The organism is Pseudomonas sp. 14P5.3.2 (assembly GCF_057799175.1).
In genome coordinates this window covers 1-24473 of record NZ_JBYOKU010000033.1, presented here as the reverse complement: position 1 = coordinate 24473, position 24473 = coordinate 1, and the positions used below count along the sequence as shown (strand labels likewise).

Annotated in this window: 18 protein-coding genes and 2 tRNA genes; 12 read left to right on the top strand and 8 right to left on the bottom strand. The window is 61.2% G+C overall.

Going from position 1 to position 24473, the window contains the following annotated elements:
- Window positions 1-57: 57 nt before the first annotated feature.
- The 4 genes from AC27VU_RS22625 to AC27VU_RS22610 all read right to left on the bottom strand — a co-directional run bounded on the left by AC27VU_RS22625 (window position 58) and on the right by AC27VU_RS22610 (window position 3203).
- On the bottom strand, window positions 58-1623 hold the full coding sequence (locus AC27VU_RS22625) for an ABC transporter permease (protein ID WP_488724969.1): 1566 nt from the start codon (window positions 1621-1623) through the stop codon (window positions 58-60).
- On the bottom strand, window positions 1623-2633 hold the full coding sequence (locus AC27VU_RS22620; RefSeq protein WP_003221127.1) for an iron ABC transporter substrate-binding protein: 1011 nt from the start codon (window positions 2631-2633) through the stop codon (window positions 1623-1625). The genes AC27VU_RS22625 and AC27VU_RS22620 overlap by 1 nt, the downstream gene beginning before the upstream one ends.
- 215 nt (window positions 2634-2848) lie before the next feature.
- A tRNA-Leu gene (locus AC27VU_RS22615) sits at window positions 2849-2935 on the bottom strand.
- 181 nt (window positions 2936-3116) lie between these two features.
- Window positions 3117-3203, bottom strand: a tRNA-Leu gene (locus AC27VU_RS22610).
- A 225-nt stretch (window positions 3204-3428) separates the two neighbouring features.
- Between AC27VU_RS22610 and rnr the strand changes: the two genes are divergently transcribed.
- The 11 genes from rnr (at window position 3429) to AC27VU_RS22555 (ending at window position 20304) form a co-directional block, all read left to right on the top strand.
- Complete coding sequence (gene rnr, locus AC27VU_RS22605; protein WP_488724968.1) at window positions 3429-6062, top strand: ribonuclease R; 2634 nt, start codon at window positions 3429-3431, stop codon at window positions 6060-6062.
- Entirely contained in the window at window positions 6059-6826 is a 768-nt protein-coding gene (rlmB, locus tag AC27VU_RS22600; protein ID WP_007967448.1) for a 23S rRNA (guanosine(2251)-2'-O)-methyltransferase RlmB, read from the top strand. The genes rnr and rlmB overlap by 4 nt, the downstream gene beginning before the upstream one ends.
- A 307-nt stretch (window positions 6827-7133) precedes the next feature.
- On the top strand, window positions 7134-7556 hold the full coding sequence (gene rpsF / locus AC27VU_RS22595) for a 30S ribosomal protein S6 (RefSeq protein ID WP_003221133.1): 423 nt from the start codon (window positions 7134-7136) through the stop codon (window positions 7554-7556).
- Between the two features lie 28 nt (window positions 7557-7584).
- Window positions 7585-7815, top strand: a complete 231-nt coding sequence (gene rpsR, locus AC27VU_RS22590) for a 30S ribosomal protein S18 (protein ID WP_002551829.1) — start codon at window positions 7585-7587, stop codon at window positions 7813-7815.
- A gap of 36 nt (window positions 7816-7851) precedes the next feature.
- Window positions 7852-8745, top strand: a complete 894-nt coding sequence (locus tag AC27VU_RS22585) for a hypothetical protein (RefSeq protein ID WP_003221135.1) — start codon at window positions 7852-7854, stop codon at window positions 8743-8745.
- 19 nt (window positions 8746-8764) lie between these two features.
- A complete protein-coding gene (rplI, locus tag AC27VU_RS22580) occupies window positions 8765-9211 on the top strand; it encodes a 50S ribosomal protein L9 (RefSeq protein WP_003221136.1) in 447 nt (148 codons plus the stop codon).
- A 120-nt stretch (window positions 9212-9331) separates the two neighbouring features.
- Window positions 9332-10729 (top strand): replicative DNA helicase, encoded by a 1398-nt coding sequence (gene dnaB, locus AC27VU_RS22575; RefSeq protein WP_003221138.1) that lies wholly within the window; start codon window positions 9332-9334, stop codon window positions 10727-10729.
- Between the two features lie 192 nt (window positions 10730-10921).
- Window positions 10922-13225, top strand: a complete 2304-nt coding sequence (locus AC27VU_RS22570) for a YgiQ family radical SAM protein (protein ID WP_027611423.1) — start codon at window positions 10922-10924, stop codon at window positions 13223-13225.
- Between the two features lie 338 nt (window positions 13226-13563).
- Window positions 13564-16839 carry a transglutaminase family protein gene (locus tag AC27VU_RS22565; protein ID WP_488724967.1) on the top strand — a complete coding sequence of 1092 codons (3276 nt, stop codon included), beginning with the start codon at window positions 13564-13566 and terminating at the stop codon, window positions 16837-16839.
- A gap of 88 nt (window positions 16840-16927) precedes the next feature.
- Complete coding sequence (locus tag AC27VU_RS22560; RefSeq protein ID WP_488724966.1) at window positions 16928-19414, top strand: circularly permuted type 2 ATP-grasp protein; 2487 nt, start codon at window positions 16928-16930, stop codon at window positions 19412-19414.
- Window positions 19414-20304 carry a transglutaminase family protein gene (locus tag AC27VU_RS22555; RefSeq protein WP_338800658.1) on the top strand — a complete coding sequence of 297 codons (891 nt, stop codon included), beginning with the start codon at window positions 19414-19416 and terminating at the stop codon, window positions 20302-20304. Before AC27VU_RS22560 ends, AC27VU_RS22555 begins: the two co-directional genes overlap by 1 nt.
- A gap of 154 nt (window positions 20305-20458) precedes the next feature.
- On the opposite strand, the gene AC27VU_RS22550 is transcribed toward AC27VU_RS22555, so the two are convergent.
- Together AC27VU_RS22550 and AC27VU_RS22545 are read right to left on the bottom strand one after the other, a co-directional pair.
- A complete protein-coding gene (locus tag AC27VU_RS22550; protein WP_139053493.1) occupies window positions 20459-20644 on the bottom strand; it encodes a hypothetical protein in 186 nt (61 codons plus the stop codon).
- 68 nt (window positions 20645-20712) lie between these two features.
- Complete coding sequence (locus tag AC27VU_RS22545) at window positions 20713-21300, bottom strand: cytokinin riboside 5'-monophosphate phosphoribohydrolase (protein ID WP_003221147.1); 588 nt, start codon at window positions 21298-21300, stop codon at window positions 20713-20715.
- Window positions 21301-21640: 340 nt separating this feature from the next.
- Here AC27VU_RS22545 and azu point away from each other — a divergent pair, with 340 nt between their 5' ends.
- Complete coding sequence (gene azu / locus AC27VU_RS22540) at window positions 21641-22087, top strand: azurin (RefSeq protein ID WP_098966950.1); 447 nt, start codon at window positions 21641-21643, stop codon at window positions 22085-22087.
- A 171-nt stretch (window positions 22088-22258) separates the two neighbouring features.
- Here azu and nadE read toward each other — a convergent pair whose 3' ends face one another.
- Window positions 22259-23086 (bottom strand): NAD(+) synthase, encoded by an 828-nt coding sequence (gene nadE / locus AC27VU_RS22535; RefSeq protein ID WP_047290995.1) that lies wholly within the window; start codon window positions 23084-23086, stop codon window positions 22259-22261.
- A 4-nt stretch (window positions 23087-23090) separates the two neighbouring features.
- Window positions 23091-24314: a nicotinate phosphoribosyltransferase gene (pncB, locus tag AC27VU_RS22530; protein WP_003221154.1), complete on the bottom strand. Its 1224-nt coding sequence runs from the start codon at window positions 24312-24314 to the stop codon at window positions 23091-23093.
- Window positions 24315-24473: the final 159 nt, after the last annotated feature.

Below are 24473 nucleotides of genomic sequence, written 5' to 3'. Positions count from 1 at the left end.
ATTCCCAGGTAGGGATTCGGTCAAGCTGTGGGAGCGAGCCTGCTCGCGAAAGCGGTGTCAGCGGCTCAGATACATCCGCGTCGTCAGCAGATACACCGGCAACCCGGACACCACTATCAACAACGCCGCATAAGGCGCTGCCGCCGCAAACTCGACGTTCGCCGTATGCGCCCAGACTTCGGTCGCCAGCGTGTTCAGCCCGGTCGGACTGAGCAGCAGCGTCGCCGTCAATTCCTTCATCGCATCCAGAAACACCAGCGCAAACGCCGCACCCAGTGCCGGGAAAATGATCGGCAGGGTCACCCGGCAAAACGCGGTGAACGACGACGCCCCCAGCGTGCGTGCCGCTTCTTCCAGCTGCGGCGCAGCCTTGTTCAGTGCCGTACGAATCGGTGCCTGCGCCAACGGTAGAAACAGCAACGCATAAGCGATCAGCAGTAATGCCGAGGTCTGGTACAGCGCCGGCACGTAATGCAGGGCGAAATACACCAGCGTCAGCGCAATCACCAGGCCTGGCAAGGCGTGGAGCAGATACGGCAAGCGCTCGGCCCAGATCGCCAGTCGACCCTTGTAGCGCACCACCAGCAGCCCCACCGGCACCGCCAGCAGCAAGCACAGCGCTGCGCCACCGAGCGACAAGGCCAGCGAAGACAGCAGGGCCTCGGTGATCGCTGCGACCGGGAAGGCCGCCGATGAGCCAACCGCCAGCCAGTACGCGAGCATGCCCAGCGGAATCCCGCTGCCGACGATCGCCAGCAGCAGACAATACAGCTGACCGACAACGGCCCATGGCCCGAGACGCACTTGTTCGGCCTGACGCGCCGCGCCTTGGCCTGTACGCACATGGCGACCCTTGCCGCGCACCCGCAGCTCCAGCCACAACAGCATCAGACACAGCGCGAGCAACACCGCCGAGAGCATCGCGGCGTTGGCGTTGCTGAATTCCAGTTCGAATTGCTGGTAGATCGCCGTGGTGAAGGTTTGCAGGCCGATGATCGACAGCGCGCCGAACTCGACCAGCATGTGCAGGGCAATCAGCAGCGAGCCGGCCAGCAGCGACGGCCAGAGCAGCGGCAGGGTGACGCGAAAAAACACGCCCCAGCGGTTCTGTCCCAAGGTGTGGGCCGATTCTTCAAGGGACGGATCAAGGTTGCGCAGAGTCGCCGCCACGGGCAGAAAGATCAGCGGATACTTCGACAGGCTCATCACCAGAATCGCCCCGCCAAGACCTTCGAACTGCGCGCTCAACGACACCCAGGTGAAGCTGCTGACGAACGCCGGCACCGCGAACGGCAAGCACAGAATCACCCCCCACAGGCGTCGTCCCGGCAGATTGCTCCGCTCCAGCAGCCACGCCAGTGACAGGCCGATCACGCCGCAAGTCAGCGTTACGCCGACCATCAGCGCCAGGGTGTTGCGCAGCAGACCGAATACGTACGGGCGCCACAACAGGTGCAGCGCTTCGGCCCACCCGGCCTGCCAGGCTTTCAGGCCGACATAGGCCAGAGGCAACAGGCTCATGACCACCAGCAATAAGACCGGCAGCACTAGCCAGATTGACGGCCGCTTGCGTCGTGGCACGTAACCCCCGCGCGCGGCGGGGGCGGATAACGATGTGGCCATCAGTTCAGGCCAACTTCACGTTCCAGGTCCAAGGCTTCTTCGGCGTTGCCCAGATCGGCCGGGGTCACGTTTGGCGCTTGCAGTTCGCTGAACGGCTTGAGCCCGCGATCCGATTCCATGCCTTTGTGCAGTGGGTATTCGGCGGTGGTCTGGGTGATCACGCGCTGGCCTTCCTCGCTGGCCATGTAGGCGAGGAATTGCTGAGCTTCTTTTGGATGTTTGCTGGATTTGAGGACGGCAGCGCTGGAAACAGTGATCAGCCCGCCGACGTCGCCGCCGGTGAAGTAATGCAGTTTCGAGTCGAGTTTGCCTTTCTCGCGTTGCAGGGCGAACCAGTAATAGTTGTTCACCAGCACCGTGGCGACTTCGCCGTTTTCCACGGCTTTGAGGGCGACCATGTTGTTGCTGTAGGTCTTACCGAAAGCGCGCAGCCCGGTCAGCCATTCCTCAGCGGCGTCGCGACCGTGCATCTTGATGATCGCCACAGCCTGTTCCTGAAAGGCGCCGCTGGTTGGTACGAAACCGACTTTGCCTTGCCACTTCGGATCGGAGAATTCCATCACCGACTTCGGCAGGTCTTTCTCATCGACCAGTTTCGGGTTGTAGGCGACTACACGAACCCGGGCGGTGACACCGATCCAGGTGCCGTTGCCGGCGACGTATTGCTTGGGCAGCACGGCCAGCGTGGCGTCGTCGGTCTTGGCCAGCAGACCTTGCTCGCCGAGGTTGTTCAGTGGCGGGGATTCTTCGGTGTAGATCACGTCGGCGGGGGAGCGGTCGCCTTCTTCGATGACCTGGCTGGCGAGCTGGTTGCTGCTGCCCTTGCGTACATTGACGTGGATACCGGTCTTGGCCTCGAAGGCCTTGGCGATCGCATCGCCGACTTCCTTGTGTTGACCGTTGTAGAGCGTCAGGGAAACCGCATCGGCTGCCTGGGTGAGGGGAGTGGCGAGTGCCAGGCCGAGCAGGGTGAAGGTCAAGCCGCGGCGCAGGGTATTTCGAAACATCATTCGCAGGGTTCCTCACTGTCGCATTGCAAAAACTTGCAACAATGATAAACGATATTGTTTCTCAAGTGCGCCTTGCGGGGAGGGCGGAGGTTTGCTAGAGCATGATCTGGTGATCATGTGTGGCGAGGGAGCTGCAGGTTTTCAAACGCCAGAAACGCAAAAACCCGCTTTCGCGGGTTTTTGGGAAACTCAAGATCGTGACCTTGAGTTTGAATTGGTGCCCAGAAGAAGACTCGAACTTCCACGACCGTAAGGTCACCAGCACCTGAAGCTGGCGTGTCTACCAATTTCACCATCTGGGCATTCATCGCGAGCGTTGCCGCTGTTGATGTGGCGCACTATACGGAGCGCTTTTTGATCTGTAAACCCCTGATTTAATTTTAGTTAATCGGTTTTAACAAATCGGTTGCTTAGAATGCAAAAAACCCGCTTTCGCGGGTTTTTGTGTGAGCCTTGAAACTGATCTAGTCTCAAACTCGAAATTGGTGCCCAGGAGAAGACTCGAACTTCCACGACCGTAAGGTCACCAGCACCTGAAGCTGGCGTGTCTACCAATTTCACCACCTGGGCATCTCGTCAACGTGTGTACGTCGTCGATGGCGCGCACTATACGGAGCGCCTTTTTAACTGTAAACCCCTGTCAGCAAAAAAAATGAATTTTTTTACCGGCGGTGTTCAAAAGGGCTTTCAGGCGTCGATACAAGCCTATAGAAGGGCCTTATAGAGTCGGAAATTTCCCGTTTGATGGCGCCTATGCCAAACTAACCCGCATATAGACAAGGTGAAAACTCTCTAATGGCCGATTGGCAGTCCCTCGATCCCGAGGCCGCTCGTGAAGCGGAAAAATATGAAAACCCTATTCCCAGCCGCGAACTGATCCTTCAGCACCTTGCTGATCGGGGTTCGCCTGCTGCCCGTGAGCAACTGGTCGAAGAGTTTGGTCTGACCACCGAAGACCAGATCGAAGCCCTGCGCCGCCGTCTGCGCGCCATGGAGCGCGACGCTCAATTGATCTACACCCGCCGTGGCACCTATGCGCCAGTGGACAAGCTCGACCTGATCCTCGGCCGCATCAGCGGTCACCGTGACGGTTTCGGTTTCCTGGTGCCGGACGACGGTAGCGATGACCTGTTCATGAGCCCGGCGCAGATGCGTCTGGTGTTCGATGGTGATCGCGCGCTGGCCCGTGTTTCCGGTCTTGATCGTCGCGGGCGCCGTGAAGGCGTGATCGTCGAGGTGGTGTCCCGTGCCCACGAAACGATCGTCGGTCGCTACTTCGAAGAGGGCGGTATCGGTTTCGTCGTTGCCGACAACCCGAAGATCCAGCAGGAAGTGCTGGTCACCCCGGGCCGCAACGCCAACGCGCAGATCGGTCAGTTCGTCGAGGTGAAGATCACCCACTGGCCGACGCCGCGCTTCCAGCCGCAAGGCGATGTGGTCGAAGTGGTCGGCAACTACATGGCGCCGGGCATGGAAATCGATGTCGCGCTGCGTACCTACGACATTCCGCATGTCTGGCCTGAAGCGGTGCTGAAAGAAGCCGCCAAGCTCAAGCCGGAAGTCGAAGAAAAAGACAAAGAGAAGCGCGTTGACCTGCGCCATCTGCCATTTGTCACCATCGACGGCGAAGATGCCCGCGACTTTGACGACGCGGTCTACTGCGAAGCCAAGCCTGGCAAGCTGCGCCTGTTCTCCGGCGGCTGGAAGTTGTACGTAGCGATTGCCGACGTTTCCAGCTACGTGAAGATCGGTTCGGCGCTGGACAACGAAGCCCAGGTGCGCGGCAACTCGGTGTACTTCCCCGAGCGCGTGGTGCCGATGCTGCCTGAGCAGCTGTCCAACGGCCTGTGCTCGCTGAACCCGCACGTCGATCGTCTGGCCATGGTTTGCGAGATGACCATCTCCAAGTCCGGCGAAATGACCGACTACTGCTTCTATGAAGCGGTAATTCACTCCCACGCCCGCCTGACCTACAACAAGGTCAGTGCGATGCTGGAAACCCCGAAAGCCACCGAAGCGCGCAAGCTTCGCGGCGAATACACCGACGTGGTGCCGCACCTCAAGCAGCTCTATGCGCTGTACAAAGTGTTGCTGGCTGCCCGTCACGTGCGTGGCGCGATCGATTTCGAAACGCAGGAAACCCGGATCATCTTCGGTTCCGAGCGCAAGATTGCCGAAATCCGTCCGACCACCCGTAACGATGCGCACAAGCTGATCGAGGAATGCATGCTGGCGGCCAACGTGGCCACCGCCGAATTCCTCAAGAAGCACGAAATCCCTGCGCTGTACCGTGTCCACGACGGCCCGCCACCGGAGCGTCTGGAAAAACTGCGCGCGTTCCTCGGCGAGCTCGGCCTGTCCCTGCACAAAGGCAAGGATGGCCCGTCGCCGAAGGACTATCAGGCCCTGTTGGCCAGCATCAAGGACCGTCCGGATTTCCATCTGATTCAGACCGTGATGCTGCGCTCCCTGAGCCAGGCGGTGTACAGCGCCCAGAACGAAGGCCACTTCGGCCTGAACTACGAAGCCTATACCCACTTCACTTCGCCGATCCGTCGTTACCCGGACCTGCTCACGCACCGCGCCATCCGCAGCGTGATCCATTCGAAACAGGACACTCCGCACGTTCGTCGTGCCGGGGCGATGACCATTCCGAAGGCGCGCATCTATCCGTACGACGAAGCGGCGCTGGAACAACTCGGCGAGCAGTGCTCGATGAGCGAGCGCCGTGCCGACGAAGCCACCCGCGACGTGGTGAACTGGCTCAAGTGCGAGTTCATGAAGGATCGCGTCGGTGAGTCGTTCCCGGGCGTGATCACTGCGGTGACCGGTTTTGGCCTGTTCGTCGAGCTGACCGATATCTACGTCGAAGGCCTGGTGCACGTCACCGCGCTGCCGGGCGATTACTACCACTTCGATCCTGTGCATCACCGCCTGGCGGGCGAGCGCACCGGTCGCAGCTTCCGTCTCGGCGATACCGTTGAAGTGCGCGTGATGCGCGTCGACCTCGACGAGCGCAAGATCGACTTCGAGATGGCTGAAAAAACCATCAGCGCGCCGATTGGCCGCAAGAAGCGCGGTAGCGAAACAACTGCTCCGGCAGCGACCAAGGCTGTGGAAGAGAAGGCTCCGGCGAAAACCGCCAGCCGTCGTCCAGCCAAGGAAAAGGCTGCCGAGGCCTATCGCCCGAGCGATGCCGTGGCGAAAAACGCCGAGCTGCGCAAAAGCCGTGAAATGAAGAAGGCCTTGCTGGCCGACGCCAAAAGCGGTGGTAAAGCGGCGTCTGGGGGAAAGACCGGACGGTCGGCGCCTGACAAGGCTGTCGGCGGCAAGCCAGCCAAACCGAGCAAACACCGTAAAGGCCCGCCGAAAGCGGGTTCGGCTCCAGCCAAAAGTGGCGGGTCGCGTAAACCGAAGGCGAAGTCATGAGTCAGTTGGAAAAAATCTACGGCGTTCACGCGGTAGAAGCGTTGTTGCGTCACCACCCGAAACGCGTCAAGCAGATCTGGCTGGCTGAAAGCCGCAACGATCCGCGTGTGCAGACCCTGATCGAACTGGCCAACGAAAATCGTGTGCAGATCGGTCAGGCCGAGCGCCGCGAAATGGACGCCTGGGTTGAAGGCGTGCACCAGGGCGTGGTGGCGGACGTCAGTCCGAGTCAGGTCTGGGGCGAGGCGATGCTCGACGAGCTGCTCGACCGCACCGAAGGCGCACCGCTGTTGCTGGTGCTCGACGGCGTGACCGACCCGCACAACCTCGGCGCCTGCCTGCGTTCGGCGGATGCTGCCGGCGCGCTGGCGGTGATCGTGCCCAAGGACAAGTCGGCAACCCTGACGCCGGTGGTGCGTAAAGTGGCCTGCGGCGCGGCGGAAGTGATTCCGCTGGTGGCGGTGACCAATCTGGCGCGCACCCTGGAAAAGCTTCAGCAACGCGGTCTGTGGGTGGTCGGCACGGCGGGTGAGGCCGAGGTCAGCATTTATGACCAGGACCTGACCGGCCCGACCATCCTGATCATGGGCGCCGAAGGCAAGGGCATGCGTCGCCTGACCCGCGAGCACTGCGACTATCTGGTAAACCTGCCAATGGCCGGTAGCGTCAGCAGCCTCAACGTGTCCGTGGCAACCGGCGTGTGCCTGTTCGAAGCGCAGCGTCAACGCGGTGCCAAGGCCAAGGCTGCAGCCAAGAAAGCCTGACCTGTTGCAAATCTCCTGTAGGAGTGAGCCAGCTCGCGATAGCGGAGTTACATTCAGCATCAAAGTTGAATGTTGCGCCCTCATCGCGAGCAGGCTCACTCCTACATTGTTTTGTGGTGTGGCCTGTATCCGGTGATTGTTCAAATAATCACCAATTGCCTTGCACCTCTGCAGTCCCTTCTCTACAATTGCGCCCCTTGCTGTGACGGCAGGCACGCATGTGCCCCGCGCCAGCAAGTCCATAAGTGTCATTCACTCCTTGTCTGACCGTTTTTGAGCGGCAGGCTACAACCCGTAAGGAGCATTCATGCGTCATTACGAAATCATCTTTCTGGTCCACCCTGACCAGAGCGAGCAAGTCGGCGGCATGGTTGAGCGTTACACCAAGCTGATCGAAGAAGACGGCGGCAAAATCCACCGTCTGGAAGACTGGGGCCGTCGTCAACTGGCCTACGCAATCAACAATGTTCACAAGGCTCACTACGTGATGCTGAACGTTGAATGCACTGGCAAGGCCCTGGCCGAGCTGGAAGACAACTTCCGCTACAACGATGCAGTGATCCGTAACCTGGTCATCCGTCGCGACGAAGCCGTTACCGGCCAGTCCGAGATGCTCAAGGCTGAAGAAAACCGCAGTGAGCGCCGTGAGCGTCGCGACCGTCCTGAGCACTCCGACGCTGATGGCGTTGAGGGTGATGACAGCGACAACAGCGATAACGCTGACGAGTAATCCACGGACCTTTTAAGGAGCCTATCAAATGGCACGTTTCTTCCGTCGTCGTAAATTCTGCCGCTTCACCGCTGAAGACGTGAAAGAGATCGATTACAAAGATCTCAACACTCTGAAAGCCTACGTATCCGAGACCGGCAAAATCGTTCCAAGCCGCATCACCGGTACCAAAGCTCGTTATCAGCGTCAGCTGGCCACCGCTATCAAGCGCGCCCGCTTCCTGGCCCTGCTGGCCTACACCGACAGCCACGGCCGCTGAGACCGGGCAGTCGACAAGTAGCAAAGGATTGAATGCATGCGTGCCATAGCTGAGTTCATCATGCGCGGCCGCATGCAGGCCACTCTCGTAGTGGCCGGGTGTGCAACATTGCCGTTGTTGTATTGGTTGGGTGCTGCCGCCGGGAGCCTGGTGCTTCTGCGGCGCGGACTGACGGACGCCATTGGCGTTCTGTCCCTGGGGCTGCTGCCGGCATTGATCTGGTGGCTGTATGCCGATGATCCACGGGCACTTCTGGTGCTGCTGGGGTCTTCGGGGCTTGCGTTGGTGTTGCGCGCAAGCGAATCCTGGGTCCGCACGCTGCTGGTCAGCGTAGTGATTGGAGTGGTGTTTTCAGTGGTGCTCGGGGCAGCGTTTGCGGCCCAGATCGAGATGCTCGCGCAGGCCTTGATAAAGGTCATGCCGGCGCTTCTTGGTGAAACCTACAAGCAATTGTCGGTCGATGAGCAAGCGCGCTTCGCGTCCCTGATTGCACCAGTCCTGACCGGACTGATTGCGGCTCTGTTGCAGATCGTCAGCGTGCTGAGCCTGATTGTCGGGCGTCATTGGCAGGCGTTGTTGTACAACCCGGGTGGTTTTGGTCGCGAGTTTCGCGCCATCCGGATCCCGCTGGGGCCGGCGATGTTGCTGCTGGCGTTGATGCTTCTGGGCCCGAATCTCGGTGCACAGATGGCCATGTTGACGCCGTTGTGCAGTGTACCGCTGGTGTTCGCCGGACTCGCCCTGATTCACGGGCTGGTCGGGCAGAAGCGACTGGCCGGTTTCTGGCTGGTGGGGTTGTACGTCACGCTGCTGTTGTTCATGCAGCTGCTCTATCCGTTGCTCGTGGTTCTGGCCATTGTCGACAGCCTGATTGATTTTCGCGGTCGTCACGTGTCGAAAGACACCGATAACGCGAACGGTGAAGGTTAAAAGTTAAGAGGATTTCCACATGCAACTGATCCTTCTGGAAAAAATCGCCAACCTGGGCAACCTGGGCGACAAAGTAAACGTTAAGGCCGGTTACGGTCGTAACTACCTGCTGCCTTTCGGCAAAGCTACCGCTGCGACCGCTGCCAACCTGGCTGCGTTCGAAGAGCGTCGTGCTGAGCTGGAAAAAGCTGCCGCAGACCGTAAAGCATCGGCTGAAAGCCGTGCTGCCCAACTGGCCGAGCTGGAAGTGACCATCACTGCCACCGCTGGCGACGAAGGCAAGCTGTTCGGTTCGATCGGTACTCACGACATCGCTGACGCACTGACCGCTTCCGGCGTTGAAGTGCAGAAGAGCGAAGTTCGTCTGCCGAACGGCACCATCCGCAACGTGGGTGAATTCGACGTGGCTGTGCACCTGCACGCCGAAGTTGAAGCCACCGTACGCGTTGTCGTGGTAGCAGCTTAAGCAATACTTGTCGGCTGGCACCCTCGGGTGCTTGCCGGTAACATCGGGCACGATCCTGTTTACAGGTCGTGCCCTTTGTCTTTCTGGTAATCCCGTTTTCAAACCTGACTCCAAGTGGCCATGAACGAAATCACCGCTCCCGAGCAATACGATCTGCAAACCGCCGCGCTGAAAGTGCCGCCGCATTCCATCGAGGCCGAACAGGCCGTACTCGGTGGTCTGATGCTGGACAACAACGCCTGGGAACGCGTGCTCGATCAAGTCTCCGACGGCGATTTCTACCGACATGACCACCGTCTGATCTTCCGTGCGATCGCCAAACTGGCCGATCAGAACATGCCGATCGACGTCGTGACCCTTGCCGAGCAACTGGACAAGGAAGGTCAGACGTCCCAGGTCGGCGGCCTCGGTTACCTCGGCGAACTGGCGAAAAACACGCCGTCCGTCGCCAACATCAAGGCCTATGCGCAGATCGTTCGCCAGCGCGCGACGCTGCGCCAGCTGATCGGTATCAGCACCGAAATTGCCGACGCCGCGTTCAACCCCGAAGGCCGTACCGCCGAAGAGATCCTTGACGAGGCCGAACGGCAGATCTTCCAGATTGCCGAGGCGCGGCCGAAGACCGGCGGCCCGGTGGGGGTCAACGAACTGTTGACCAAGGCCATCGACCGCATCGACACCCTGTTCAACACCGCCGACGCGATCACCGGCCTGTCCACCGGCTATACCGACCTCGACGAGAAGACCAGCGGCCTGCAGCCGTCCGACCTGATCATCGTCGCCGGCCGTCCGTCGATGGGTAAAACCACCTTCGCCATGAACCTGGTGGAAAACGCCGTACTGCGCAGCGACAAGGCCGTACTGGTGTACTCCCTCGAGATGCCAGGCGAATCGCTGATCATGCGTATGCTCTCGTCCCTCGGACGTATCGACCAGACCAAGGTGCGTTCCGGCCAACTGGAAGACGACGACTGGCCGCGCCTGACCTCGGCGGTCAACCTGCTCAACGATCGCAAACTGTTCATCGACGATACCGCCGGCATCAGCCCGTCGGAAATGCGTGCGCGAACCCGACGTCTGGTGCGTGAGCACGGCGACATCGGCCTGATCATGATCGACTACCTGCAGCTGATGCAGATCCCGGGTTCCAGCGGTGACAACCGGACCAACGAGATTTCCGAGATCTCGCGATCCCTGAAAGCCCTGGCCAAGGAATTCAACTGCCCGGTGGTGGCGCTGTCGCAGCTCAACCGCTCCCTGGAACAACGTCCCAACAAGCGTCCGGTGAACTCCGACTTGCGGGAATCCGGAGCGATCGAGCAGGACGCCGACGTCATCATGTTCGTGTACCGGGACGAGGTGTATCACCCGGAAACCGAGCACAAGGGCATCGCCGAAATCATCATCGGCAAGCAGCGGAACGGCCCGATCGGCTTTATCCGCCTGGCCTTTATCGGTAAGTACACCCGCTTCGAAAACCTCGCGCCGGGCAGTTACAACTTCGACGACGACGAGTAAATGCTTCATCGTTTGAACTGACGCCTTCGCGAGCAAGCCCGCTCCCACACTTGGAATGCATTCAAATGTGGGAGCGGGCTTGCTCGCGAATGGGCATGGCACAATTTCCGACCACAGCCGTCGGAATTGGTCAAAATTTGTGCTATATTCCGCGCCCGCGAAATTCAATGAAAGCCAACACCGGTTATCGACATGCAAGCAGCCAAGCCGTTATTTGACTATCCGAAGTACTGGGCCGAATGTTTCGGGCCAGCGCCATTCCTGCCGATGAGCAGGGAGGAGATGGATCAGCTCGGCTGGGATTCCTGCGACATCATCATCGTCACCGGTGATGCCTACGTCGATCACCCGTCGTTCGGCATGGCGATCATCGGCCGGCTGCTGGAGTCCCAGGGCTTCCGCGTCGGGATCATTGCCCAGCCGAACTGGCAGTCCAAAGACGACTTCATGAAGCTCGGCGAGCCTAACCTGTTCTTCGGCGTCGCGGCCGGCAACATGGACTCGATGATCAACCGCTACACCGCGGACAAGAAAATCCGTTCCGACGACGCCTACACCCCGGGTGGCATGGCGGGCAAACGTCCGGATCGCGCGAGTCTGGTCTACAGCCAGCGCTGCAAGGAAGCGTACAAGCATGTGCCGATCGTCCTCGGCGGCATCGAAGCTTCGCTGCGCCGCATCGCCCACTACGACTATTGGCAGGATCGTGTACGCAACTCGATCCTGATCGACGCCAGTGCCGACATCCTGCTGTACGGCAACGCCGAGCGCGCCATCGTCGAAGTGGCCCAGCGTCTGTCCTACGGGCACAAGATCGAAGACATCACCGATGTGCGCGGCACCGCATTCATCCGTCGTGACACGCCGCAGGGCTGGTACGAAGTCGATTCCACGCGCATCGACCGTCCGGGCAAGGTCGACAAGATCATCAACCCGTACGTCAACACCCAGGACACCCAGGCTTGCGCCATCGAGCAAGAGAAGGGGCCGGTGGATGATCCCGAAGAAGCCAAGGTCGTACAGATCCTGGCCAGCCCGCGCATGACCCGCGACAAGACCGTGATCCGCCTGCCGTCGATGGAAAAGGTGCGTAACGACCCGGTCCTGTACGCCCACGCCAACCGCGTGCTGCACCTGGAAACCAACCCGGGTAACGCCCGCGCGCTGGTGCAGAAGCATGGCGAGGTCGACGTCTGGTTCAACCCGCCACCGATTCCGATGACCACTGAAGAAATGGACTACGTGTTCGGCATGCCTTATGCCCGGGTTCCGCACCCGGCGTACGGCAAGGAGAAGATCCCGGCCTACGACATGATCCGTTTCTCGGTGAACATCATGCGTGGCTGCTTCGGCGGTTGCACCTTCTGCTCGATCACCGAGCACGAAGGCCGGATCATCCAGAACCGTTCCGAAGAGTCGATCATTCGCGAAATCGAAGAGATCCGCGACAAGGTCCCGGGCTTCACTGGCGTCATCTCCGACCTTGGCGGCCCGACCGCGAACATGTACCGCATCGCCTGCAAGAGCCCGGAAATCGAGTCCGCGTGCCGCAAGCCGTCCTGCGTGTTCCCGGGCATCTGCCCGAACCTGAACACCGACCACTCGTCGCTGATTCAGCTGTACCGCAGCGCCCGTGCCTTGCCGGGTGTGAAGAAGATCCTGATCGCCTCCGGCCTGCGTTACGACCTCGCGGTCGAGTCGCCGGAGTACGTCAAAGAGCTGGTGACCCACCACGTCGGTGGCTACCTGAAGATCGCCCCGGAACACACCGAGGAAGGTCCGCTCAACCAGATGATGAAACCGGGCATTGGCAGCTATGACAAGTTCAAGCGCATGTTCGAGAAGTACACCAAGGAAGCAGGCAAAGAGCAGTACCTGATCCCGTACTTCATCGCCGCGCACCCGGGCACTACCGACGAAGACATGATGAACCTGGCGCTGTGGCTCAAGGGCAACGGTTTCCGTGCCGACCAGGTGCAGGCGTTCTACCCGTCGCCGATGGCCACCGCCACCGCGATGTACCACTCGGGCAAGAACCCGCTGCGCAAGGTCACCTACAAGAGCGACGGTGTGACCATCGTCAAGAGCGAAGAGCAGCGTCGTCTGCACAAGGCGTTCTTGCGTTATCACGACCCGAAAGGCTGGCCGATGCTACGTGAAGCGCTGATCCGCATGGGCCGTGGTGATCTGATCGGTCCGGGCAAGGATCAGTTGATTCCGCTGCATCAACCGGCCACCGACAGCTACCAGAGCGCCCGTCGCAAGAACTCGACGCCGGCCGGCAGCCACAAGGTCGCGAAAGAGAAGACCACCAAGATTCTCACCCAGCACAACGGCCTGCCGCCGCGCGCCAGCGACGGTGGTAATCCTTGGGACAAGCGTGAACAGGCCAAGGCTGCGGCGTTCGCCCGCAACCAGCAGGCGGCCAAGGAGCGCAAGGAAGCGGCCAAGGGCAAGGGGCCGAAGCCGGCGCGCAAGCCGGTCGTTCCGCGCTAAGTCGCTTTTTGTTTCAACAGAACGCCAACCTTCGGGTTGGCGTTTTGCATTTCAGGGCTCAGGAAGTGCGCTGAATCGACTGGCCCCTTCGCGAGCAAGCCCGCTCCCACAGTTGGAATGCGGTCTCCTGTGGGAGCGGGCTTGCTCGCGAAGGCGTCATCTCAGGCGCCGCATCTACCACTGCCGCCACATTTCGGCGCAACTTCCTCAATCCATTTCCCCGCATCGCCCGATTTTGGTGCTGTACTGCCCTGAGCATTCCGGGAAAGCGCCCAAGCCTCTGCATGGCATAAGTCTTGCGCGCTTTCGAATACGCTTAGGCTCGCAGGAGGCACGCCGTGTCGATTCATGTCGCATTGCATCACGTCACGCATTACCGCTACGACCGCGCTGTCGAACTCGGCCCGCAGATCGTACGCCTGCGCCCGGCCGCCCACAGCCGCACGCGAATCCTCTCGTATGCGCTGAAGGTCTCGCCCGAGCAGCATTTCATCAACTGGCAGCAAGACCCGCAGGGCAACTACCTCGCGCGTCTGGTGTTCCCCGAGAAAACCGACGAGTTGCGCATCGAAGTCGACCTGCTGGCCGAGATGGCGGTGTTCAACCCGTTCGACTTCTTCCTCGAACCCTACGCCGAGAAAATCCCCTTCACCTACGCGGCCGATGAGCGCAAGGAGCTGGCGCCGTACCTCGAAACCCTGCCGCTGACGCCTGCCTTCAAAGCCTATCTGGACGGGATCGACCGCACGCCGCAGCCCGCCGTGGATTTCCTGGTGATGCTCAACCAGCGTCTCAGCGAAGACATCCGCTACCTGATCCGCATGGAACCGGGCGTGCAAACCCCGGAACGCACCCTCGAACATGCGTCCGGTTCCTGCCGTGACTCGGCGTGGCTGCTGGTGCAACTGCTGCGCAACCTCGGGTTGGCTGCGCGATTCGTTTCCGGTTATCTGATTCAACTGACCGCCGACGTGAAGAGTCTCGACGGTCCGTCCGGTACCGAGGTGGATTTCACCGACCTGCACGCGTGGTGCGAGGTGTACTTGCCCGGCGCTGGCTGGATCGGTCTGGATGCCACGTCCGGGCTGTTCGCCGGTGAAGGGCATATCCCGCTGGCCTGCAGTCCCGATCCGTCCTCGGCGGCGCCGATCAGTGGCCTGGTCGAGCCGTGCGAGTGCCAGTTCAGCCACGAAATGTCGGTGGAGCGGATCTGGGAAGCGCCACGGGTCACCAAACCCTATACCGATGAGCAGTGGCTGGCGATCCAGGCGCTGGGCCGACAGATCGATGCCGATCTGCTGGAAGGCGATGTGCGCCTGACCATGGGCGGCGAGCCGACCTTCGTCTCCATCGACGATCCGGACGGTGCCGAATGGAACACCGCCGCACTGGGCCCGGACAAGCGCCGACTCTCCGCCGAACTGTTCCAGCGCATGCGCCAGCACTATGCGCCGAAAGGTCTGGTGCATTTCGGTCAGGGCAAGTGGTACCCGGGCGAGCCATTGCCGCGCTGGTCGCTCAACTGCTATTGGCGCCGCGACGGCGTGCCGATCTGGCACAACAACGCGCTGATCGCCGATGAGCAGCAGGACTACGGCGCCAATGGCGAACTGGCCGGGCGTTTTCTCGCAAGTGTTGCCGAACGCCTGAAACTGCCCGCACGTTTCGTGTTTCCAGCCTACGAAGACCATTTCTATTACCTCTGGCGTGAGGGCGCATTACCGAGCAACGTCAGTGCTGAAGATTCGCGACTGGAAGAGCCACTGGAGCGTGCGCGACTGCGCAAGGTTTTCGCTCAGGGCCTGGATAAAGTGATCGGCCAGGTGCTGCCGCTGGCGCGCACCGCCAAGGGTGATCAATGGCAGAGCGGGCGCTGGTATCTGCGCGACGAGCATTGCCGGCTGGTGCCGGGGGATTCGCCGCTGGGTTACCGCTTGCCGCTCGCCTCGCAGCCGTGGGTGAAGGCGGCGGAGTACCCGTTCATTCATCCCAGCGATCCGAATCAGGACTTCCCCGAGCTGCCGGATACCGCGCAGCTCAACAGTCATGCCGAACCCGCCGCGGCCGCCGAACGTGCGCCGAAAATCGATGAGTCCGCCGACTGGCTGACCCGCACCGCCTTCTGTGCAGAGGCGCGCGAAGGGCGTCTGTATCTGTTCATGCCGCCGCTGGAGCGGGTCGAGGATTATCTGGAGCTGGTGGCGGCCATTGAAGCCACCGCCGAAGAGCTGCATTGCCCGGTATTGCTGGAAGGTTACGAGCCGCCGAGCGTTCCGCGCCTGAGCAATTTCCGCATCACCCCGGATCCGGGCGTGATCGAGGTCAACGTGCAGCCTTCCGCGACCTGGGACGAACTGGTCGAGCGCACCGAGTTTCTTTATGAAGAGGCGCGACAGACGCGGCTGACCACCGAGAAATTCATGATCGACGGCCGCCACACTGGCACCGGCGGCGGCAACCATTTCGTCCTCGGTGGCGCGACCCCGGCGGACTCACCGTTCCTGCGCCGCCCGGATCTGCTGCGCAGCCTGATCAGTTACTGGCACAATCACCCGTCGCTGTCCTACCTGTTTTCCGGCTTGTTCATCGGCCCGACCTCACAGGCGCCGCGGGTCGATGAAGCCCGCAACGACGCCTTGTACGAACTGGAAATCGCCTTTGCGCAGATGCCAGAACCGGGCGAAGCGTGCGCACCGTGGCTGGTGGATCGACTGCTGCGCAATCTGCTGATCGACGTCACCGGCAATACCCATCGCGCCGAGTTCTGCATCGACAAACTGTATTCGCCGGAAGGCGCCACCGGGCGTCTCGGCCTGCTGGAGCTGCGCGCTTTCGAAATGCCGCCGCATGCGCGCATGAGCCTTGCCCAGCAGTTGCTGTTGCGGGCACTGGTGGCACGCTTCTGGCGTGAGCCTTATGCGCCGCCGAAGCTCGCACGTTGGGGCACCGAGCTGCACGACCGCTTTATGCTGCCGCATTTTATCGAGCAGGATTTTGCCGACGTCATCGTCGAACTGAACAACGCCGGTTATCCGTTGCGCGCCGAGTGGTTCGCCGCGCATCTGCAGTTCCGTTTTCCCAAGGTCGGCGACTACGCGGTCAGTGGCATCGAGATGGAACTGCGTCAGGCGCTGGAGCCTTGGCATGTGCTGGGCGAGGAAGGGACGGCGGGCGGCACGGTGCGTTATGTCGATTCGTCGCTGGAGCGTTTGCAGATCAAACTCAGCGGTCTGCCGCCGCAGCGTTATCTGCTGACCTGCAACGGCATCCCGCTGCCGCTGCAACCGACCGGGCGCATCGGTGAGTTCGTCGCGGGTGTGCGCTTTCGGGCCTGGCAACCGGCCAATTGTCTGCAACCGACCATTCCGGTGCACGCGCCGCTGGTGTTCGATTTGCTCGATACCTGGATGCAACGTTCGCTGGGCGGTTGCCAGTACCACGTTGCACACCCGGGCGGGCGTAATTACGAGACCTTGCCGGTCAATGCCAACGAAGCGGAGAGCCGGCGCATGGCGCGGTTTTTCCGCATCGGACACACGCCGGGGAAACTTCCGATACCTAACCTGACAATCTCCGACGAGCTGCCGATGACACTCGATTTGCGACGTTTCTAAGTCCTGCACGACATGCGGATTTTTCGTATATCCGCACGTCATGTGCCTGCGTTAGTCTGACCGTTCCCTGCTGTCTGCCGAGCTTTCCATGCCTGACCTGCTAGACCGCTACCCGCTGACCGCGGGCACTTATCACGAACTGCTGAATGACAGCGGGGAAGTGCGCCCGCACTGGCGGCGGCTGTTCGATCAATTGCAGCGCAGCACCCCGGCGCAACTGGTGCAGCGGCAGGCGCTGCTGGCCCGGCAGATTCAGGAAAACGGCGTGACCTACAACGTCTATGCCGATCCCAAGGGCGCCGACCGCCCGTGGGAGCTGGACCTGCTGCCGCACGTGATCGCTGCTGATGAGTGGCAGCACCTGTCGGCGGGGATTGCCCAGCGAGCACGCCTGCTCAACGCGGTACTGGCTGATCTGTACGGGCCGCAGCGGCTGATCAGCGAAGGGTTGTTACCGGCGGACCTGGTGTTCGGCCACAACAATTTTCTCTGGCCCTGTCAGGGCATTGCTCCGCCTGAAGGGGCCTTTCTGCATCTGTACGCCGTGGACCTGGCGCGCACGCCGGACGGACGCTGGTGGGTCACGGCGGATCGTACCCAGGCGCCGTCGGGCGCGGGTTATGCGCTGGAAAACCGCACCATCGTTTCGCGGGCGTTTCCCGAGTTGTACCGCGATCTGAAAGTGCAGCACCTGGCCGGCTTCTTCCGCACCCTGCAGGAAACCCTCGCGCGTCAGGCGCCGTGTGCCGACGACGCGCCGTTGGTGGTGCTGCTCACCCCGGGGCGCTTCAACGAAAGTTACTTCGAACACCTTTATCTGGCGCGCCAGCTCGGTTATCCACTGGTGGAGGGCGGCGACCTCACCGTGCGCGATGCCACGGTGTACCTGAAAACCCTCAGTGGTCTGCGCCGGGTGCACGCGATCATGCGCCGGCTCGACGATGACTTCTGCGATCCGCTGGAGCTGCGCACCGATTCGGCACTTGGTGTGCCTGGCCTGCTGGAAGCGGTGCGTCAGGGCCGGGTGCTGGTGGCCAATGCCTTGGGCAGCGGCGTGCTGGAATCACCGGGATTGCTCGGATTTTTGCCGAAGATCAATCAGTACCTGTTCGGCGAAGAACTGCTGCTGCCGTCCATCGCCACCTGGTGGTGCGGCGAGGCGCCGGTGCTGGCGCAGGCGTTGGAAAAGCTTCCGGAACTGCTGATCAAACCGGCGTTCCCCTCGCAAAGCTTCGCGCCGGTATTCGGCCGCGATCTGAGTGAACAACAGCGCCAGGCACTTGCCGAGCGCATGCAGGCGCGGCCATACGCGTATGTCGCGCAAGAGTTGGCGCAGCTGTCCCAGGCACCGATCTGGCAGGCCGAAGACGGCCAACTGCAACCGCGAGCGATCGGCATGCGCGTGTACGCGGTGGCCAGTGGTGACGGCTATCGCGTATTGCCCGGTGGGCTGACCCGGGTCGCCGCCGAGGCCGATGCCGAGGTGGTGTCGATGCAGCGCGGTGGCGCGAGCAAGGACACCTGGGTGTTGGGCGAGCGTGCGCCGAGTGGCGAACAATGGAAAACCCAGCGCAACGTCGGCGTGCACGATCTGGTGCGCCGCGATCCTTACCTGCCCTCGCGAGTGGTGGAGAACCTGTTCTGGTTCGGCCGTTACTGCGAGCGTTGTGACGACAGTGCGCGACTGCTGCGGATTATGCTCGCGCGTTATGTCGATGGCGATGATCCGCAAGCCTTGCAGGCCGCCGTGGAGCTGGGCGAGCGTCTGATGTTGCTGCCGGAGGAGGGCGAGTTGCCGGAGCGGCTGCTCGCGGCGCTGCTCGGTGAGGATTGGTCGTTCAGTCTGCGCTCCAACCTGCAGCGCTTGCAGTGGGCGGCCTCGCAGGTGCGCGGCAAGCTCTCGCGGGAGAACTGGCAGGCCTTGGTCGAGTTGCAACGCGAGGCGCTGGAACTGGACACCGAGGAGCCGGACTTCGGCGAGTTGCTGGATTTCCTCAACCGGCTGGTGATGTCGCTGGCGGCGCTTTCGGGTTTCGCGCTCGACGACATGACCCGCGACGAAGGCTGGCGCTTTCTGATGATCGGCCGGCGGATCGAACGGTTGCAGTTTCTCAGCCGCAGTCTGGCCGCATTTCTGCGCGGCGCCGGGGCGTTCGATCAGGCGGGGCTGGAATGGCTGCTGGAACTGGGCAACAGCAGCATCACCTACCGTTCGCGGTATCTGGCGGTGGCGCAGTTGATTCCGGTGCTCGACCTGTTGCTGCTGGATGAGCAGAACCCGCACGCGGTGCTGTTCCAGTTGAAACTGGTGACCCGCACGCTCAAGCGCCTGAATGATGATTTCGGCGTGCCTCGCGAGGCGGGGTTGTCGCAATTGGTCGAGCGTCTGGCGCGGTTCGATCTGGGTTGTCTGGAGAATCCGCTGTTCGGGGAGAACAGCGTGCGTGCCGCGCTCGATGGTCTGGCGGATCTGCTGCAAGAAATTGCCGAGGCCAGCGGGCAGGTGTCCGATCGTCTGGCGCTGCGCCACTTTGCCCATGTCGATGATGTCAGCCAGCGTACGGTGTCCGTCTGATGAGCGCGCATTACCAGATCTTTCACGACACCTGTTACCACTACGACAGCCCGGTTTCCCTGGCACAGCAATTGGCGCACCTGTGGCCGCGCGAGTGCACGTGGCAGCGCTGCACCGAGCAGCAATTGCTGATCAGCCCGGAGCCGACGACGCGGCGGGATGAATTGGATGTGTTCGGCAATCCGCTGACCCGGCTGGCCTTTGAGCGGCCGCATGATGAATTGCAGGTCAACGCCCGGCTCACGGTTGAGGTGCTGGCGCGGCCGCTGGCGGATTTCAATCTGTCCCCGGCGTGGGAGCAGACGCGCAACGCACTGACTTACAGCAGCCTGCCGTTGTCTGCTGAAATGCTGGAGGCTTGTCGCTATCGCTTTCAGTCACCCTACGTGCATTTGAAACGCAGTTTCGTCGAGTTTTCCGAAAGCTGTTTTCCACCGGGCAGGCCCTTGTTGCTGGGCGTGCAGGCGTTGATGCAGAAGATTTTCAGCGAATTCACCTTCGACGCCGAGGCGACGCAAGTGGCGACGCCGCTGGTCGAGGTGCTGGAGCGCCGACGCGGCGTGTGTCAGGACTTCGCCCACCTGATGCTTGCCTGCGTGCGTTCACGGGGGCTGGCGGCGCGTTACATCAGTGGTTATCTGCTGACCCAGCCGCCACCGGGGCAGCCACGGCTGATCGGCGCCGACGCGTCGCATGCCTGGGTGTCAGTATTTTGTCCGGTGCTGGGGTGGGTGGATTTCGATCCGACCAACAACGTGCAGCCGGCGCTGGAGCACATCACCCTGGCGTGGGGCCGGGATTTTTCCGATGTGTCGCCGTTGCGCGGGGTGATTCTGGGGGGCGGTTCGCATGATCCGGAAGTGCGGGTCACGGTGATGCCATTGGAATGAAGACAATCGAGTGTGGGGAGCTTTTGTGGCGAGGGAGCTTGCTCCCGCTCGACTGCGAAGCAGTCGCAAAACAATTTGGGGTCGCTGCGCAACCCAGCGGGAGCAAGCTCCCTCGCCACAGATCGCTCCCTCTGGGAGCGAATCAGCAATCAGCTCAGGCGTCAGGTGCCTGGTCTTTCGGTGCATCAACATCATCATCGTTGTCAGTCGCCACTTCACCGTCAGGGTTCAGTGCCGCTTCTTCAGCCTGCTGTTTCTTGCGCTGAAGCTTTTCCTCTTTCTTCTTTTCCTTTTCCAGGTCTCGTTGACGTTTGGCGAAGGAGTAATTGGGTTTGGCCATGGGCGATCCTCTGGGGTCGAAGGTGAGGTTGAGCGGCGCGTATTCTGCCCTGTATCGGTGCCCGGCGGTTAGCCGGGTTTTTGGTCGACCCACTTGGGCGTGACGGTCGGCTTCCAGTTATCCAGGGCGTCGAGCAGCGTTTGTGCTGATTCGCTCACTTGCAGCATGTCACGGTGTGGGGCGCGAACGAAGCCTTCGCCGACGATATGGTCAAGAAAAGCGGTGAGTTTGCTGTAAAAACCGTTCACCTCAAGCAGCCCCAGCGGTTTGCCGTGGTAGCCGAGCTGGCCCCAGGTCCAGACTTCGAACAGCTCTTCCAGCGTGCCGAGACCGCCGGGCAACGCGATGAACGCATCGCTCAGTTCAGCCATGCGGGCCTTGCGCGCGTGCATGCCATCGACCACTTCGAGGCGCGTCAGGCTTTTGTGACCGATCTCCTTGTCCATCAGGCTTTGCGGAATGATCCCGATCACTTCGCCGCCAGCGGCCAGCGCGGCGTCCGCCACCAGCCCCATCAGGCCCACGGCACCCCCACCGTAAACCAGCGTCAGTTGGCGCTCGGCGAGTGCCCGGCCAAGGGCTTGGGCGGCTTCGGTGTAAGCCGGATCAGTGCCGGCGTTGGCACCGCAAAATACACAAACGGATTTGAGAGACATGCCTTCCTCCTGGGTCAATCCGTCACAGGGTAATGGCTGGCACGCCTTGATCCAAGGACTAAGCTTCGCGTTCTGGCGATTCAAAGGTACCGCTGGCGCCACAGGCGTAGGCGGCGAGCAAACTGCACAACAGACCGTTAAAGAACATGACAGGCACTCCGTTTCAGTAGATGCGCCGATCATAGGCCCGGCCGTGGAATCTGGCCGGTAGATTGTTTCGATGAGTGTCATAGCCTGAAAGTTGTATACAATTTTTGACTCAAGTCATAGGAACTTGCGAAGATTTCAGGCAGTCTTTCCACCATTAGTGTTTTTGTTAACCCTGCCTTGGAGATTCACCATGTTTTCCAAAGTTGTTGCGGTATCCCTGCTGGCGCTGGCCAGCAGCCAATTGATGGCTGCCGAGTGCAAAACCACCGTTGATTCCACCGACCAGATGTCCTTCAACACCAAGGAGATCGTGATCGACAAGAGCTGCAAGACCTTCACCGTCGAACTGACTCACTCCGGCAGCCTGCCGAAGAACGTCATGGGTCATAACCTGGTGGTCAGCAAAACCGCTGACATGCAGCCAATCGCCACCGACGGCCTGGCCGCTGGCATCGATAAGAACTACCTGAAAGACGGCGACGAGCGCGTGATCGCTCACACCAAGATCATCGGCGCCGGCGAGAAAGACACGCTGACCATCGATGTATCGAAGCTGACCGCTGGCACTGACTACGGCTTCTTCTGCTCCTTCCCGGGCCACATCTCGATGATGAAAGGCACCATTGCTGTGAAGTAAGCAGGCTTACCGCGTTATCGTTCTTCGCGAGCAAGCCCGCTCCCACAGGTTCGCGCCGTCAATGTGGGAGCGAGCCTGCTCGCGAAGGGCCATCCGCATCAATGAATGCAATGGCCAAAGAAAAGCCCGCTGAGGATCGCTCCTCAGCGGGCTTTTTCATTCGGTCGCCGATCAAGGCGCGAACGGCATGACCCGCTTGTGATGGGTCTTGTTGTAGGTGTTGACGATGATGTCGAACGCTTCCTGACGCACCGGCTCGCCGTGCAGGAAGGCGTCGATCTCGGCGTAGGTCACGCCGTGGGAGGCTTCGTCCGGTTTGCCCGGCGACAGGTCTTCCAGATCCGCGGTCGGCACTTTTTCCACCAGCGATTCCGGTGCGCCGAAGCTGCGGGCAATCGCCCGAACCTGGTTTTTCACCAGGCCGCTGAGCGGGGCCAGGTCGCAGGCGCCGTCACCGAACTTGGTGAAAAAACCCATCACCGCTTCCGCCGCATGGTCGGTGCCGATCACCAGACCGTGCGCCGCGCCGGCGATGGTGTACTGGGCGACCATGCGCATCCGCGCCTTGGTGTTGCCGAGCACGAAATCCACCGACACCGCATGTTTGCCTTCGAACGCCGCGACTTCACTGGCCAGCGATTTGACCGCCGGGCCGATGTTCACCGTGTGGCGTTCGTCCGGAGCGATGAAGTCCACCGAAGCCTGGGCGTCGTGCTCGTCGAACTGGGTTTCGTACGGCAGGCGCACGGCAATGAACTTGTAGGCGTTGTCGCCGGTGCGCTCGCGCAGCTCACGCATGGCGCGCTGGGCCAGCAGGCCGGCGGTCAGCGAGTCGACGCCGCCGCTGATGCCCAGCACCAGGGTCTTGAGGCCGGAATTGACCAGGCAATCCTGGATAAAGGTGATGCGCCGGGCGACTTCCGCTTCGAGGGCCTGATGCCCGGCGAATGGCGGTTGCACCTTGAGCTGTTCAGCAATCTCACGCTGTACGGCTTGCATGAATTCACTCCTTGCTAGATAGACTGGAATCGGCAGGAACCTGGAACACATGTCGCAAATAGGCGACGAAATTCGGGTCTTTGCAGTGGGTCTTGCCGGGCTCGTCGGAGATCTTCGCCACCGGCTGGCCGTTGCAGGCGGTCATTTTAAGCACGATGCTCATCGGTTCGACACCCGGAATGTCACAGGTCAGGTTGGTGCCGATGCCAAAGCTGACGTTGATCCGCCCGTGCAGCGCGCGGAAGATCTCCAGCGACTTGGGCAGGGTCAGGCTGTCGGAGAACACCAGGGTCTTGCTCATCGGGTCGATGCCGAGCTTGTGGTAGTGGGCGATGCATTTTTCGCCCCACTGCACCGGATCCCCGGAATCGTGGCGCAGACCGTCGAAGAGCTTGGCGAAGAACAGGTCAAAGTCGCCGAGGAACGCGTCGGTGGTGATGCAATCGGTGAGCGCAATCCCCAGCAGGCCACGGTATTCGCGCACCCAGCAATCGAGGGCGGCGATCTGGCTGTCGATCAAGCGTGGGCCGAGTTGTTGGTGGGCCATGATCCATTCATGGGCCATGGTGCCCAGCGGTTTCATGTCCAGCTCGCGAGACAGGTGCACGTTGCTGGTGCCGACAAAGCGCCCGGGGAAATCGTGCTTGAGCACGTTGACCACTTCTTCCTGCACGCGGTACGAAAAGCGCCGGCGGGTGCCGAAGTCGGCGACCTGCAATTGCGCCAGTTCGTCGGCCGAGGCGTTGGCGCTGAGCCAGTCGAACTTGCGATACAGCTGTTCGCGCGCCTGTACCAGCTCGATTTCCCGGTAGCGATAGCGGTTGCGCACTTCGCTGACGATCGCCAGCAGCGGCACTTCGTAGAGAATCACGTGCAGCCACGGACCGCGCAGACGGATGAACAACTCGCCGTTCTCGATCCCGGTGTGCAGGTAGCGCAGGTTGAAGCGGAACAGGCCGAGAAAGCGCAGGAAATCCGGTTTCAGGAAAGTGATGCGCTCGAGAAAACTCAACTGGTCGGCGCTCAGGCTCAATTCGGCCAGGCGCTCGATCTGATAGCGAATCTCGGCCAGATACGGGCGCAGATCCTCGCTGTTACGGCAACGGAACTCCCATTCGACTTCGACGTTGGGGTAGTTGTGCAGCACCGCCTGCATCATCGTCAGTTTGTAGAAGTCGGTGTCGAGCAGGTTCTGCACGATGCGATCGGCAAACACACTCTCGCTCATAAACGGGGTCTCCAGGTGCACCGCGCGGTTGCGCGGGATCAATCAATGACGCTAGTGGCGCATATCAGCGGTGGGGATTGCCAGCATTTTTTAAGAGCGCCGAGATCACCTGTGGGAGCGGGGGTGGGGGGGGGGGGGGGGGGGGGGGGGGGGGGGGGG